Origin of the sequence: Chroococcus sp. FPU101, from assembly GCF_017312365.1 — a bacterium.
GTDB lineage: Bacteria > Cyanobacteriota > Cyanobacteriia > Cyanobacteriales > Microcystaceae > Chroococcus.
Window position 1 is genome coordinate 17,012 of sequence record NZ_BLJI01000003.1, and the last position, 12,973, is coordinate 29,984.

General features: G+C 37.0%; 16 protein-coding genes and 1 other annotated feature (1 of these 17 only partly in view). Of the genes, 6 read left to right on the plus strand and 10 right to left on the minus strand.

The window, feature by feature from the left end; genetic code table 11:
- Nucleotides 1–94 (plus strand) — a sequence feature (ribosomal protein L10 leader region) (it extends 75 nt beyond the left edge of the window).
- A gap of 29 nt (nucleotides 95–123) precedes the next feature.
- Together rplJ and rplL are read left to right on the plus strand one after the other, a co-directional pair.
- Entirely contained in the window at nucleotides 124–690 is a 567-nt protein-coding gene (gene rplJ / locus CFPU101_RS04585; RefSeq protein ID WP_206814157.1) for a 50S ribosomal protein L10, read from the plus strand.
- Nucleotides 691–750: 60 nt separating this feature from the next.
- A complete protein-coding gene (gene rplL, locus CFPU101_RS04590) occupies nucleotides 751–1,149 on the plus strand; it encodes a 50S ribosomal protein L7/L12 (protein WP_206814158.1) in 399 nt (132 codons plus the stop codon).
- Nucleotides 1,150–1,252: 103 nt separating this feature from the next.
- On the opposite strand, the gene CFPU101_RS04595 is transcribed toward rplL, so the two are convergent.
- The 5 genes from CFPU101_RS04595 to CFPU101_RS04615 form a co-directional block, all read right to left on the minus strand.
- Nucleotides 1,253–2,260, minus strand: a complete 1,008-nt coding sequence (locus CFPU101_RS04595; RefSeq protein WP_206814159.1) for a calcium-binding protein — start codon at nucleotides 2,258–2,260, stop codon at nucleotides 1,253–1,255.
- A 414-nt stretch (nucleotides 2,261–2,674) separates the two neighbouring features.
- Nucleotides 2,675–3,103, minus strand: coding sequence for a lactoylglutathione lyase (gene gloA / locus CFPU101_RS04600; protein ID WP_206814160.1), 429 nt, complete (start codon nucleotides 3,101–3,103; stop codon nucleotides 2,675–2,677).
- A 47-nt stretch (nucleotides 3,104–3,150) separates the two neighbouring features.
- On the minus strand, nucleotides 3,151–3,945 hold the full coding sequence (locus CFPU101_RS04605) for a methyltransferase domain-containing protein (RefSeq protein WP_206814161.1): 795 nt from the start codon (nucleotides 3,943–3,945) through the stop codon (nucleotides 3,151–3,153).
- A gap of 368 nt (nucleotides 3,946–4,313) precedes the next feature.
- Nucleotides 4,314–5,207: an AEC family transporter gene (locus CFPU101_RS04610; RefSeq protein ID WP_206814162.1), complete on the minus strand. Its 894-nt coding sequence runs from the start codon at nucleotides 5,205–5,207 to the stop codon at nucleotides 4,314–4,316.
- Nucleotides 5,208–5,213: 6 nt separating this feature from the next.
- Complete coding sequence (locus CFPU101_RS04615; RefSeq protein ID WP_206814163.1) at nucleotides 5,214–6,116, minus strand: formylglycine-generating enzyme family protein; 903 nt, start codon at nucleotides 6,114–6,116, stop codon at nucleotides 5,214–5,216.
- A 213-nt stretch (nucleotides 6,117–6,329) separates the two neighbouring features.
- Between CFPU101_RS04615 and crtR the strand changes: the two genes are divergently transcribed.
- Together crtR and CFPU101_RS04625 are read left to right on the plus strand one after the other, a co-directional pair.
- Entirely contained in the window at nucleotides 6,330–7,205 is an 876-nt protein-coding gene (gene crtR / locus CFPU101_RS04620; RefSeq protein WP_206814164.1) for a beta-carotene hydroxylase, read from the plus strand.
- A 26-nt stretch (nucleotides 7,206–7,231) separates the two neighbouring features.
- On the plus strand, nucleotides 7,232–8,113 hold the full coding sequence (locus tag CFPU101_RS04625; RefSeq protein ID WP_242577767.1) for a DUF6671 family protein: 882 nt from the start codon (nucleotides 7,232–7,234) through the stop codon (nucleotides 8,111–8,113).
- Nucleotides 8,114–8,207: 94 nt separating this feature from the next.
- Here the strand turns inward: CFPU101_RS04625 and CFPU101_RS04630 are convergent, their stop codons facing one another.
- The 5 genes from CFPU101_RS04630 to CFPU101_RS04650 are packed head-to-tail and all read right to left on the minus strand — an operon-like array spanning nucleotide 8,208 to nucleotide 12,567.
- Nucleotides 8,208–8,762, minus strand: a complete 555-nt coding sequence (locus CFPU101_RS04630) for a DUF4340 domain-containing protein (protein ID WP_206814165.1) — start codon at nucleotides 8,760–8,762, stop codon at nucleotides 8,208–8,210.
- Between the two features lie 3 nt (nucleotides 8,763–8,765).
- A complete protein-coding gene (locus CFPU101_RS04635) occupies nucleotides 8,766–10,307 on the minus strand; it encodes a Gldg family protein (RefSeq protein WP_206814166.1) in 1,542 nt (513 codons plus the stop codon).
- A complete protein-coding gene (locus CFPU101_RS04640) occupies nucleotides 10,308–11,144 on the minus strand; it encodes an ABC transporter permease (protein WP_206814167.1) in 837 nt (278 codons plus the stop codon). It lies immediately after the preceding gene.
- Nucleotides 11,141–12,091, minus strand: a complete 951-nt coding sequence (locus CFPU101_RS04645) for an ABC transporter ATP-binding protein (RefSeq protein ID WP_206814168.1) — start codon at nucleotides 12,089–12,091, stop codon at nucleotides 11,141–11,143. The genes CFPU101_RS04640 and CFPU101_RS04645 overlap by 4 nt, the downstream gene beginning before the upstream one ends.
- 59 nt (nucleotides 12,092–12,150) lie before the next feature.
- The gene (locus CFPU101_RS04650; RefSeq protein WP_206814169.1) at nucleotides 12,151–12,567 is read right to left on the minus strand and encodes a hypothetical protein; all 417 of its coding nucleotides are present in this window, start codon (nucleotides 12,565–12,567) and stop codon (nucleotides 12,151–12,153) included.
- A gap of 74 nt (nucleotides 12,568–12,641) precedes the next feature.
- Between CFPU101_RS04650 and petN the strand changes: the two genes are divergently transcribed.
- Nucleotides 12,642–12,731, plus strand: coding sequence for a cytochrome b6-f complex subunit PetN (gene petN / locus CFPU101_RS04655; protein ID WP_206814170.1), 90 nt, complete (start codon nucleotides 12,642–12,644; stop codon nucleotides 12,729–12,731).
- A 2-nt stretch (nucleotides 12,732–12,733) separates the two neighbouring features.
- The gene (locus tag CFPU101_RS04660; protein WP_206814171.1) at nucleotides 12,734–12,901 is read left to right on the plus strand and encodes a hypothetical protein; all 168 of its coding nucleotides are present in this window, start codon (nucleotides 12,734–12,736) and stop codon (nucleotides 12,899–12,901) included.
- The last annotated feature ends 72 nt before the right edge of the window (nucleotides 12,902–12,973 follow it).

Sequence of the window (12,973 nt, forward strand, 5' to 3'; positions counted from 1 at the left end):
AACAAGAAAACAAAGGAATTTTCCCTTTTGTTTGTTTTCTTGCCTCTCTAGATTCAACCCCGGCCAACAGGCTGAGGGGTTTTGTGTTTGATCTAGTCCCCAACATAAAGGAGGTGAGACAGCATGGGGAGAACTCGGGAAAATAAGGCCGAAATTATTGAGGATCTGAAGCAACTGCTCAGTGAATCTCAATTAGCCGTCGTTATTGACTATCAGGGTTTATCCGTAGCGGAAATCACGGATTTGCGGAGAAAATTAATACCAGCAGGAACCGTCTGTAAGGTGACTAAAAACACCTTTATGGAAATTGCTATTAAAGAGTATGAGCAATGGCATCCGATGACAGACCTGCTCAAAGGTCAGTCAGCCTTCTTACTGGTAAAAGATGATATTGGTGGAGCCTACAAAGCTTACCAAGAATTCCGCAAAGTCGCCAAAAAATCAGAGTTTCGCGGTGGCGTAATGCAAGGCCAGATTCTCACCGAAGATCAGGTGAAATCGATCGCCGATTTACCGCCGAAAGAGCAACTCATGGCACAAATTGCTGGCGCACTCAATTCGATCACGTCACAACTGGCACGTGGCATCAACGAGGTACCATCCTCCTTGGCACGTGGCATCAACGAGGTACCATCGTCTCTGGGTCGCGGTATTCAAGCGGTCGCCAACAAAGAAGACAGTGCTGCCTAACAGACTGTCCTTAAAAAACCTAAATTTGTTCAACCATTTTACTGTAAAGGAGTTAAATCCATGTCTACTGCAACTGATGAAATCTTAGAAAAGCTAAAATCTCTAACCCTGCTCGAAGCGGCTGAGTTAGTTAAACAAATCGAAGATGCTTTTGGTGTAAGTGCTGCTGCTCCTGCTGGTGGCATGATGATGATGCCCTCAAGTGGCGGTGGTGCGCCTGCTGCTGCGGCTGAACCCGTTGAAGAACAAACCGAATTTACCGTCGTTCTTGATGAAATTGGTGCTGATAAGATCAAAGTTCTTAAAGAAGTTCGTAACATCACCAACCTCGGCCTAAAAGAAGCTAAAGATTTAGTTGAAGCTGCTCCGAAGCCCGTTAAAGAAGGCATCAAGAAAGAAGAAGCTGAAGCGATTAAGAAACAGCTTGAAGAAGTCGGTGCTAAAGTTAGCATCAAATAGATTAAAAGAAGGGAAATGTTAATGTTTCCCTTCTCTTAGCTTTGTTATTGGTCAGAAAATACTTTTGCAAAAGTTTTACCATCTATACAGTGATTAAAATCTCCTAAACGAGATTAATGTCTAAATAGGAGACAAAACCACTATAAGGCTGGAGAGTAGCAAACTTGACTCCAGCTATATTGTCATATGGATTAACATCAAAAGACAAACTATTGTTGCTTGAGTTGAAAATGAATTGATCGTGTGAGGTAGCACCAAATCCAGCCATAGAGATTTCGATTTTATCACCCTCCCAGTAATAAAAATCTGCGATCGCATCAATTTTCTCAGAAAGAGAATTGAAAACGAATGTATCTGCTCCATTACCGCCAGTTAGAGTATCTTTTCCTAAACCTCCAACCAGTCGGTCATTTCCATCATTGCCACTAAGCTGGTCATTTCCTGAGCTACCTAAAAGCACATCATTACCAAGTCCACCATAAAGAAGGTCGTTGCCGTTACCACCATCTATTGTGTCATTGCCACCTGCACCGACAACGTAATCGTTGCCATTATTACCAAAGATAATGTTAGCAACATTATTTCCAGTAATGCTGTTGTTCAGGCTATTACCAATACCAGTAGTTGCAGAACCTAGCAAGGTTAGAGCTTCAACATTAGTCGTCAAAGTATAACTGATAGAAGATTGAACTCGATCATAGCCATCGGTATAACTTTCATCGACAAGGTCAGAAACTGAATCTACTTTATAGAGGTCATCGCCATTACCGCCATACATAGTATCAGCACCAGTGCCACCATCTAAGTTATCATTTCCCTCACCACCAGACAGGTAATCGTTACCTGCTTCGCCTTTTAGGGAATCATTTCCAGCTTCTCCAATCAGAGTATCGTTTCCTAGACCTCCAAACATGGTATCGTTGCCATCGGAACCATACATATAGTCATTGCCTTTTTCTCCAAATAACCGATCATTTCCTGTCGACCCATCTATAGTGTCGTCTCCTGTTCCTCCATAAACAGTGTCATCGCCTGCATCAGCAAATATATAGTCTGGGTCAATTGTTCCAGTTAAATAATCAGCAAAAAAAGTACCGTAAATATCAGCCATTGTCTTATTCTCCAAAATAAAAATAATTGTTTTTTTGGCTAATCAATTATTAGTCAATCAAGACTATTTAAAGAATTTGAAAATTTCTCTTTTTTCAATTCTTTATGAGAAAAGTATTATTACAAACTTATTAGCCTTGTGTTTTAAACTTCTCATCATAGCTAGAGTTAACTATTATTGATGTATAGTTTATAGGCTTTTTGTATAACACTTATTAACTATTCAGCTACTTTTTTATCTTTTATGTAAATCATTTAAATGATTTACATAACTTTATTTATGAAAAATATTATTGATTAAAATAAAAAGAAAAATATGAATAAAAAACCAGAGATTATTCTGGTTTACTATCATCTATTTATCACTTATTTAAGTTTAAAATAAGTAAAAATTGTTCAATTATTACCGACTTATTTAATGACTGACTGCGGCTGTTTGCTGTTTCTGCACAGAACCCTGAGTACCCAGTTGAATTAATTCAATTTTATAGCCGTTGGGATCTTCGACAAAAGCGATGACAGTAGAACCGTGTTTCATTGGGCCAGGTTCTCTCGTGACTTTGCCACCCTTAGCTTTGATTTTCTCACAGGTATCATAAATATTATCCACACCTAGAGCAATATGACCATAAGCGTTTCCTATCTCATATTGAGAGACTCCCCAGTTATAGGTTAATTCAATAACGGCTGTATCTGCTTCGTCTCCGTAACCTACAAAAGCCAGTGTAAACTCTCCATTCGGGTAATCTTTTTGGCGTAAAAGTTTCATCCCTAAAATATCACAGTAAAATTTAAGAGACTCATCTAAGTTATTTACCCGTAACATGGTGTGTAAAAGACGCATAAGCTTTTTGTGTTCTCGTTGATTGCTGATTTTTCTCTATTTTGACACTATATTTTTATTGCTTCCACTTCTAGACGAATCATCTTGACATGAGTTTTACCCTGTTCATCAATAGGGATTTTTTGAAGATAGGTATCAACGACTGTATCTAAAAATGGTTCTCTTAATGTTTCTGGTAGTCGATGAGTGTAAGGAAACCAAGTTGTTCTCAACCATCTTTTTAGACCTTCTTTTCCTTGATGCTGCATATCTTTAGAGATTAGTTCAACTCGAAGCGGTTTCAAACCCGTTTTGGGAAGCCATTTGAGATAGTCTTCTGGCGCATGAAAATAAGTTGGTTTAGTAAAATTGACAAAATAAGCTTGCCATTCGTTTTTTTGCGTTATTTCATCAATAACACCACGCAACTCGCCTACATTTCCTTGTCCTCCCATTTGACATAGGATTTTTCCCTGTGGTTTAAGATGTCTATAAACTCCTTTTAAGACAGCAACATGATCATCTACCCAATGTAACACTGCGTTAGAAAATGCCAGATCAAAAATTTGCTCTAGTTCAATTTTTCGAGCATCCATTTGATAAAATTTCAAGTTTTTATAATCCGTATTAGGATAGTTGTTTTGGGCAAAATTAATCATATCTAAATTTCGATCAATGCCATAAACCAAACCATCTTTCAAGATTTTTGCCAGTGCTGCTGTTATTTTTCCATCGCCACAACCTATATCTAAAAGAGACTCATTACCTTGTAAATTCAGCTTACTAATTAATTCTTTAGCCCATTGCAATTGTGCTTGAGAGTTTTTCGCATAATCTTCAGCATTCCAGTTTTGTTGAGACATTTGTCGCTCTTAGTATCATCATTCACTCTGTTAGTATAATAGTACTGCACTCAGTGAGTAAGACTCATAAGGAGAATACTAAAAATTGCTCACTGTAGTCTAAAATGCTTTTAGCAAAATAGAAATTATGACAACATTTATTTTGTCTGAGTAATAATACAGGGAAATTAAGCAATGATAAAAACAACTACATTTACCATAAAATTTTTAACCATTTTGTTAGCACTATTAATAATCTACATCCTGAAAATATCCTTGGCTGATGTTTTGGGAAATCCTTTCTAAATGTTAAATTTGCTGAGGAACATTTGTAGGAAAATGAGTGAATTGATGTCGTTAGAGTGATTAGCCCATTTTAAAAACCTTTTTTAGCGTCCTACAACCATCCACAAAATTAGCGGAACTGTTAGAAAACTGCCGAGAGTGGTTACAACAATTGTCCGCGCTACTGTTTGGGCATCACCACCAAACTCTGTGACTAAAACCACCGTATTAACAGCAGTTGGCATAGCACTTTGTATGATAAAAATCTGTGCATCAAGTCCTTTTAATCCTATCGCAATTCCTAAAGCCCAAGCAACAAGCGGAGCAATCAATAAACGTAATGAAGCGGCAAACAATTCATATTTGCCGATCGCAAAATGAGTATAAGCTAACTGAATTCCTAGAATGACTAAAGCGACTGGAATGGCAGCCCTTCCTAATTCGGTGATCGCCTCATCGAGATCAAAAGGAAGTTGAATGGCAAAAATCCGTAAACTAACACCCCATAACATCGCCCAAATCAAGGGTAAGCGCAAAACAACTCGAATACTATCTAAAAAACCTTGGCCTTTTAGTAAACCAGGAGCCACACCAAATAATAAAATGCTAGAACCAATCATATAAATTATGGCTCGTTCTAAGCCAGCCGCGCCGAGAGCAAAACTGGTAATCGATAGCCCCATATTGCCATTGTTCGGTAAAATCGTGGTGGCCATGAGGCTTTTTTGGGTCAATGGGGATAGTTTAAACAGTTTTGCAATCAGCCAAACTATAGCATACAGTAAAGCCGAAAGCAGCCCAAAACCTAGTAACAACATCATGACATTTTGTCCTGATAGTGTTGTTTGATATAAACCATCAGCGACTAGGGCAGGGGCTAAAATATAAACAGATATTTGAGAAAGACTTTGGACATCGGGTTTTAAAGTTCGACCAGTCAAATAACCAATTAAAATAATTAAGCCAACTGGAATAATTGCAGAGAGAATAATAGTCATGCAATATTAAGTACAAACGACGCGGAAACCAATATCATATAAAGAAGCCTCAGCCGCATATTTAATCCGATAAGACGATCGACATTTAACAGGGCCAACGTTCCAAGATCCCCCCCGTAAGACTCGTCTATTGCTGTCTGAGTTATCCAGCCAAGCTGTGCCATCTGTTGGTGCATCCTGATAGTTATTGTGCCAATAGTCTGCACACCATTCTCTAACATTGCCGTGCAGATCACATAACCCAAAAGGATTAGCGATCTTAAAATAATCAATAGGGGTTGTTTCTCGTCGATCCTCACCAAGCGGCCCGTTTCCGTATGCACCCTGATTACAGATTCTACCTTGGTATTCCCAGTCTACCCCAGAGTAATTAGCAAGGTCTGTTGTGATCGTTGCTCCAAAATGAAACGGGGTCGTAGTATTAGCACGGCAAGCATATTCCCATTCAGCTTCGGTAGGCAGTCGGTAAATACGATCGCACAATTTTGAGAGTCTAGCACAAAATTCTACGGCTTCATGCCAAGTGATCTGTTCTACAGGTCGTTGATTGTCCTCAAAATTGGAGGGATAGGGATTAAGATCGATCTTAACGGGAGGACGTTTGGTGCGCCCGCCTGCGGGATCGGCGGAGCAGATCGCTTGCCACTGAGCTTGAGTAATGGGATATTTACTAATCAAAAAAGGTTGTATTGTCACAAGATGTTGTGGACTTTGAGAAGAATGCCATCCTAGTTCGGTTTCAGGTGTACCCATCAAGAAAGAGCCAGCAGGAATAGATACCATCTCTAAAAAGATATTTTTACCGAGGTCTTCTTTTCCACTATAAGCTGCCTGACGTACACTCTGAATCATTTCTCCTTTTTCATTTACCGTAACAACATCAAATTCAAAAACAGATAATTCAAGCATAGAAATCCGTGTATACAAACTTTTCCTGTGATCATACGGTATGGTCGGTTGTCTCGCATCGGTACATTAAACCGCTATTATCATAATTATGATTTGCTTATTGGCTCGTGAGGTACATATTAATTAAAATAATGTTACAAAAGTTTATCAAAAGAGCGTTGTATTATAATTTACGCGGGTAAAGCAATTTGTAGTCAAGGAGCCAAACAAACAATGCAGTCGGTCGAAACGCTGCTAACCATTCCCAAGGATTTTTTAAAAGCACCAGAAGGATTTAATCCCACCGTTTGGATGTTTATTACAGCACTATTGCTCATCATCTTTTCTACTTGTGGCTATTGGTTGTGGGGTTGGCCAGATTGGATTTGTTTTTGCTCTAATGTGATTGCATTACATTTATCTGGAACGATTATTCATGATGCTTCACACAATAGCGCCCATCGTAATCGTATTATAAACTCGATTTTGGGTCATGGTAGTGCATTAATGTTAGGCTTTGCTTTTCCAGTATTTACGCGGGTTCATCTACAACATCATGGTCACGTTAATGATCCTGAGAATGATCCAGATCATTTTGTTTCGACCGGGGGGCCTTTATGGATGATCGCGGCTCGATTTTTTTATCATGAAATTTTCTTCTTTAAGCGGCGTTTATGGCGTAAATATGAGCTTTTGGAATGGTTTTTAAGCCGTTTGTTTGTGTTTACCATTGTATTTTTAGGGATTCATTACGATTTTATCGGCTATATTATGAATTTCTGGTTTGTTCCAGCGTTAGTCGTGGGTATTGCTTTAGGCTTATTTTTTGATTATTTGCCTCATCGTCCTTTTCAAGAAACCAATCGCTGGAAAAATGCTAGAGTTTATCCGAGTCCTATTCTCAATGTTTTAATCCTTGGGCAAAATTATCATTTAGTACATCATTTATGGCCTTCAGTTCCTTGGTATAAGTATCAAGGTGCTTACTATGCCACTAAACCTTTATTAGATGCTAAAGGCTGCGATCAATGTCTAGGATTATTACAAAGAAAGAACTTTTGGAGTTTTCTTTATGATGTTTTCTTAGGGATTCGTTTTCATCATAAATAGGCTTTTAGAATCGTGTTTTAAGCAGAATGGCTGAAATATCGAAATTGACTAACATGATTGATCTGCAAAATCGGACGGCTGTTCTTGCGACAATGCACCAAAAAGAACAAGCGATCGCACCGATTCTTCAACAAGAACTCAATCTGAATGTCCTTGTCCCCAACGATTTTAATACTGATGTATTTGGTACTTTTACCAGAGATATTAAACGTCCTGCTGATCAAATTGAAACCGCTAAACTAAAAATTCACAAAGCCCTAGAATTAACAGGAGAAACGATTGGAATAGCCAGCGAAGGAAGTTTTTATCCTTATCCAAGCTTTCCCTTAATTTCTTGCGATAGAGAAATTATTGTTTTAATTGATCTTGAAAATAACTTAGAACTCATTGCTGAGGTGGTTTCGACTGATACGAATCATAGTTATCAAAGCATTAGCAATGTAGAACAAGCGATTGAATTTGCTTCTAAAATAGGCTTTCCCGAACACGCCCTGATTGTATCAGAAAAACAAAACCCAACCCCAGAAGATAAATTTTTTAAAGGAATTACTACTATAGAACAACTGAGTGATCATGTTCAGTATTTGCTCTCCTTATCCTCTAAAGGCATTGTACATCTTGAAACTGATATGAGGGCTATGTTTAATCCCACACGGATGAAAATTATTGAACAAGCAACTTATGAGTTAGTGAAAAAGTTTAAGAACAAATGTCCTAATTGTTCTTATCCGGGGTTTGATGTGATGAAAAGGAAAAGCGGTTTATTGTGTAGCTTATGTCATTTACCAACTTCAATGATTAAAGCCGAAATTTCTCAATGTCAAAACTGTAACTATTCTGAAGAAAAATTATTTCCCAACGGTATTACAACTGCCGATCCAACCTACTGTAATTATTGTAATCCTTAATCAATACCATTTTTCTTTACTCTCTATTAAATATCAACAGCTTCGTTATAGTTCCCTCTCATTATAGGAGAGGGCTAGGGTGAGGTGAGTAAGCTTATTTTTCTGGCTTCCATTCGGACAAATCCCTATCTAAGGCGTATTGAAAGCTTTTATCAACCAAACTTACTTGTAATTCTTGGTTATTTTTTGGCTCAACTTGAGCATACAAAAATTTATTTTCAAAATCGGTTTTTCCTAAAATAATTTGATGCGTTTGTTTATTTTTTAAATAAACTGTAATTGTCGCTTGAGGAAGATCTAAACCATACTCTTTTTTTTGCTCAATGGGAACCGTAAATGTTTTCTCACTCTTGCCATTAACTAACAAATCTACTAAAAACGAAATCGTTGCAGCATTAGCGATCTGGTTTTCGGGTTGTTTCATTTGCCAAGGAGTAACTTGATTATTGGTGGCAGCAAATTCTAATGTTATTTTTGGTGTTTTAATTAAAAGACTTTGGATATCTTCTCTAGAAAAGTTAAAAATTTTTTTCTGATTTTGAGTTAAAGTTTCCTGAGTATTATTGTCTTGAGATGTATAAATATAGACAAATCCTCCCAGAAGAAAAACTAAAACTAATAAAGTCCAAGTGGTTTTCTGTAACTTCATAAATTATCGTCTTCTCCACCAAGTCACACCCGCTAGAATCAAACTTAATAAAGGTAAAATAATGATTGATAAAGCAAAGATTAGATTAGCTTGAAAAGGGGTTAAATTAATTCTTCTGTTTTCGGGCTCTTTAGCACGAATCGATAAAACGGGTTGCTCTCTATTGGATAACCATTCTACTGAATTGAGAAAAACATCGCCATTTAATTGTTGCTCAAACCAGCCATCGGTTGCAAATGTTGAATTACCAATCACCACTAATTTAGACGTTTTAGAATTAAGATTGCGGGTTAAAGCAACACCTAAATCAAAAGGCCCTGCAAGATCTTTTGTTGGATCAAAGCTAATTTCCGTTGAATCTAACTCACTTTCAGCCCACATTTGATCACTGGTGACTAATAAAGAAACTGCTTCAACATTAGGAGTTTTGACAGTTGCGATCGCTCTAGAAAAAGGATAAATTGAAATATTATTACCAAACTCTTGAGTAATCGGATGCTCACCGTAGCGGGTAATTAAGGGAGTTGCAGGGCCTAGATTTAACATATTTCCTGAACCAGAACCATCTAAAATTACTCTTTTATCTAGTTGAACTCCCCAGGTTTTTAATAAAGGTTCTAGCCCTAAATCTGTTTCTGGATCAATTAATAATAAAAGACTGCCTCCTTGTTCAGAATATTTTTGAAGGGCGGCAACTTCTTGCGGAAATAATTTACGTTTTGCACCCGCTAAGATAATTAAATCAGTATTATTGGGTATTGCTGATTTTTCAGCTAAATTTAATGGATTAATTTGATAGCCTCTTGCTGCTAAATCATTAACGGCTTGTGATAAACTTGATTCACCTGTTTGTAGTGGGTGTTCACCATGTCCTTGTAGAAAATAAATGTTTGAAACTCGATTACTTTTAATAGATTCGATGGCGTTGGTTAATTTAATTTCTGATAAAGCTTCTGTTTCATCTACCAGTTTCAACGATTGTTTTTTATCCCCATATTGTAAATAAATTCGTGATAAATCACCAGATGAAATCTTTTTAAAATCTTGAACTAATCCGGGTTGACGGTCTGGGTCAATAATTTCATAACTAAATTGTGGGCTTTTTCTTTTATAATTATCTAAAACTTCTTGTTCGATGAGATTCGATTGAGAATCTCGTTCAAAAATCCATACTTTAACGGGTTTTTGCAGATTTTGTAAAACTTTTTCAGTTTGAGGAGATAATGAATAAAGTTGATTTTCTGTAAAATCAATGCGATGGGGAAAACGAATCGATAAAAAGTTAATTAATCCTAATAATACTAATACAGAAATAGTAGCAATAAAAGCATCGGTTCCTGCTTGAGTTGAACGTCTTTTCCAAAAACCTTGACCAAAATTTTTAGATAAGATAACCCATAAAAATAAAATAACTAATCCTGAAATCAATAATCCAATTGATAACGGACTCCAAATACCTGAGATTAAACCTGATACGATTCCCGCAGTCAGTAAAAATAAGCTTGGAATAAATAGATATTTAATAATTGTTTTTTGATTAATCATTTATTTTTGTTGAAAACGTAAGGCTTCTATCGATTGAGCAGTTAAAAATATTCCTAAAATAATATAACTAACAAAAAGAACTAAGCTACTACTATCAAAAATTCCTCTAATAAAATTATTATAAGGCTCAAACCAAGATAAATGTGATAAAGCTTCTTTAGAAAAAAAGCCAATCTTTTCTCCAATCTCACCGCCAATTCTATTTCTAAAAAATCGTTCTGTACTGTCACCTATCACATCAAGTAACCAAATCGCTAGGACTAAAATAAAAGTAATAATGTAAGCTAAAATTGAACTGTCAGTCAAAGACGAAATAAACATCCCTAAAGATAAAATCGCGGCGGCTAGTAGAATAATACCCAAGTGAGCTAAAAGCATTGTATTAAACTGTACGGGAGGACTGGCAGCACTATAAATAATTATTTCATAAATCCAAAAGGGAATAATCATAACTGTGAAAAAAGTAATTACACCCAATAATTTACCAACGGCTACTCCCCAATTAGTTAAAGGAGATGTTGCTAATAGCTCTAGAGTTCCTAGTTTTCGTTCTTCGGCATAAAGTCCCATAGAAAGAGCAGGTAAAATAACGAGAAGTAAGGAAAAAACAATAATACCCCAAAAACTATTCAAGAATTCATAAGCAATATCTCTCGATAGCAAGATTCCTGATTGTTCTTGAGTCGCCACATCTAAAACAATACTAAACAAAAGAGAATTAAAGAAAAAACCTGCAATTAACCAGAAGATACCCATAATAATATAAGTAATGGGTGAGCTAAAATAACTCAAAAATTCCTTTCTAAAAATTGCCAAAATATTAGATAAATATATCATTTTTCTTTGACTTCTCCAGTTCCGATAACTTCCAAAAAAATGTCTTCTAACGTTGGTCGTTCGCGCCGCATTTCCAAAAGTCCCAAACCAGAATTAACAATGATTAATGCGAGATCTTTACCGATTTCTTGACCCGATTGAGCGAGAATGGAAACAGCAGAATGTGTCGTAGAATCAATCGGTTTGAGTTGTATATCAATGACATCTGGAACCCTTTTTAATTGAGGTAAAATCGTGGTGATATCGCCTTCAACTTCAATTTCATAACTTGATTTTAGAGGATTATTTTGAGTGGGATTAGCTGGAATATCGGTTTTAACGATTTGTCCTCGATTAATAATCGTTACCCGATCGCAAGTCATACTCACTTCTGGCAAAATATGGGTAGATAGAATAACCGTGTGTTGTCCTGCGAGACTTCTAATCAGATTGCGAACTTCGATAATTTGTTTGGGGTCAAGACCGACCGTCGGCTCATCTAATATAATGACTGGTGGATCATGAACGATCGCGCTTGCAATTCCGACTCGTTGTTTATAACCTTTAGAAAGCTTCCGAATCAAAACCTTACGTTTTTCGGTTAACTGACAACTACGAATAGCAGAATTCACCCGTGAAACGCGATCGCCAGCGACAATTCCTTTAATTTGAGCCACAAAATTAATAAACCCTTCTACCGTCATATCGGGATATAATGGGGGATTTTCAGGTAAATAGCCAATTCTTTGACGGACTTGCATTGACTGTTCATGAATATCATAACCAGCAATTCTCGCGGTTCCTGTAGATGACGGAATATAACCTGCTAGAATTCGCATGGTTGTCGTTTTTCCTGCCCCATTTGGCCCTAAAAAACCGAGAATTTCCCCACTATTGACCGAAAAATTGACATCTTGGATCGCTACTGTTGAACCATAAATTTTACTAAGGTGTTCAACTTCAATCATGCTGAATACAAAATCAATAAAGTAAATCTATTATCGCGCTTTTAAGTAAAAATTCGATTTTAGGGTTTCAGCCAACCCGAAGAGAAGGCTAAATCTAGACACCAACGCGCTACAGCAAAACAAAATAAACTTTCTCCAACAAAAAGACTTAAGCTTAAAGCATGATCGTTTAATCCGTTGCTGGTTTCTAAAGGGACTAATCCGCGCACTAAACCAAACGCTAAAACGGCTCCATCTTTGAGATGAGGATTTTCTTGATTTTGTACAATATAACGATAGGTGACTCCAAACAAAAAGCCACTTAAACACGCAATGGCAAGTTGTACCCAGCCCAAAGGTATTAATTCTGTTAGTAATCTCAGTTGAATGAGTAGCGTAATCAGATAGGCTAAAGTAAAAGCAAAGGCAGCGAGAATCCCGATTTTAAGCGACTCAATGCGTTCGGCTACTGTCAGAGTGGTGTGATTGTGATTCATCTATGGCGACCAAATTTGAAGTATCATGATTGCTATAGTCATTATCAAAGGAAATGTTATTCTTTTCAAAGCTTATGGATATTTTGACACTTGGTTGGGTTGCCATTCTTGCTCTATTCACTTGGTCTATTTCAATGGTCGTCTGGGGGCGTAACGGTTTTTAGTAGTGGAATCTATTACTTTACCAAACATTTTGTTTTTTTCGTCTCTAGCTCTATTGATTATAGTCAGTGGCGGTGTGATCTATTTAACTGCCATAGAATGGCGCGATGCTCGCGCACGTGCTTCGCACGCACGTCGTCTTCGAGATCAAGACAAAAAAGTAGGAAGATAAAGGAAAAGGTGTACTGATAAATAGTACACCTTTTTAACTGGCGTGAAAGTTTAGGCTAATATCGTTCCCTCT

Excerpts from the sequence above, each read along its gene's own strand:
- CFPU101_RS04615 (WP_206814163.1), bottom strand. The coding sequence starts at position 6,116 with ATGCTTGAATTATCTGTTTTTGAATTTGATGTTGTTACGGTAAATGAA.
- CFPU101_RS04610 (WP_206814162.1), bottom strand. The coding sequence starts at position 5,207 with ATGACTATTATTCTCTCTGCAATTATTCCAGTTGGCTTAATTATTTTA.
- crtR (WP_206814164.1), top strand. The coding sequence starts at position 6,330 with ATGCAGTCGGTCGAAACGCTGCTAACCATTCCCAAGGATTTTTTAAAA.
- petN (WP_206814170.1), top strand. The coding sequence starts at position 12,642 with ATGGATATTTTGACACTTGGTTGGGTTGCCATTCTTGCTCTATTCACT.
- CFPU101_RS04640 (WP_206814167.1), bottom strand. The coding sequence starts at position 11,144 with ATGATATATTTATCTAATATTTTGGCAATTTTTAGAAAGGAATTTTTG.
- CFPU101_RS04625 (WP_242577767.1), top strand. The coding sequence starts at position 7,232 with ATGGCTGAAATATCGAAATTGACTAACATGATTGATCTGCAAAATCGG.
- CFPU101_RS04605 (WP_206814161.1), bottom strand. The coding sequence starts at position 3,945 with ATGTCTCAACAAAACTGGAATGCTGAAGATTATGCGAAAAACTCTCAA.
- gloA (WP_206814160.1), bottom strand. The coding sequence starts at position 3,103 with ATGCGTCTTTTACACACCATGTTACGGGTAAATAACTTAGATGAGTCT.
- rplJ (WP_206814157.1), top strand. The coding sequence starts at position 124 with ATGGGGAGAACTCGGGAAAATAAGGCCGAAATTATTGAGGATCTGAAG.
- rplL (WP_206814158.1), top strand. The coding sequence starts at position 751 with ATGTCTACTGCAACTGATGAAATCTTAGAAAAGCTAAAATCTCTAACC.
- CFPU101_RS04635 (WP_206814166.1), bottom strand. The coding sequence starts at position 10,307 with ATGATTAATCAAAAAACAATTATTAAATATCTATTTATTCCAAGCTTA.
- CFPU101_RS04650 (WP_206814169.1), bottom strand. The coding sequence starts at position 12,567 with ATGAATCACAATCACACCACTCTGACAGTAGCCGAACGCATTGAGTCG.
- CFPU101_RS04595 (WP_206814159.1), bottom strand. The coding sequence starts at position 2,260 with ATGGCTGATATTTACGGTACTTTTTTTGCTGATTATTTAACTGGAACA.
- CFPU101_RS04645 (WP_206814168.1), bottom strand. The coding sequence starts at position 12,091 with ATGATTGAAGTTGAACACCTTAGTAAAATTTATGGTTCAACAGTAGCG.
- CFPU101_RS04630 (WP_206814165.1), bottom strand. The coding sequence starts at position 8,762 with ATGAAGTTACAGAAAACCACTTGGACTTTATTAGTTTTAGTTTTTCTT.